The following is a 355-nucleotide window of genomic DNA, read 5'->3' as shown; positions in this document are numbered from 1 at the left end:
GCGGTGTGGCTGAGTGATGCTCAGTACACCGGAAAAATGACGGATGAAGATGACTGGCAGGCTGTTCTGCATATTGCTGTCTTCATCCGGGCACAGGCACCGGATTCAGAGCTGGATATGTGGATGGAGAGCACCATTTTCCCGGCTCTGAATGATATACCGGCACTTTCCGGACTCATCGACACCCTGATCCCTCTCGGTTTTAACTATCAACGTGATAATGAGATGGCCACCTGGGCGATGGCGGAAATCACATACCAGATCACGTACACGAATTAAAGGAGGTGGCAATGACCACACCAAATCCACTGGCAAAAACGAAAGGTGCGGGAACGACGTTCTGGATGTACACCGG

Annotated in this window: 2 protein-coding genes; both read left to right on the top strand. The window is 51.5% G+C overall.

The window, feature by feature from the left end:
• Window positions 1–279 (top strand): phage tail terminator protein (gene gpU / locus ATB02_RS25910; protein ID WP_105272419.1); only part of this gene is annotated, 279 nt, incomplete at its 5' end.
• An 11-nt stretch (window positions 280–290) separates the two neighbouring features.
• Window positions 291–355: hypothetical protein (locus ATB02_RS26845; protein ID WP_241957656.1), on the top strand; the 65-nt coding region annotated here is incomplete at its 3' end.

Source organism: Escherichia sp. MOD1-EC5189, assembly GCF_002966045.1.
In the GTDB taxonomy this organism is placed as follows: domain Bacteria; phylum Pseudomonadota; class Gammaproteobacteria; order Enterobacterales; family Enterobacteriaceae; genus Escherichia; species Escherichia coli_F.
This window is presented reverse-complemented; position numbering and strand designations above follow the sequence as displayed.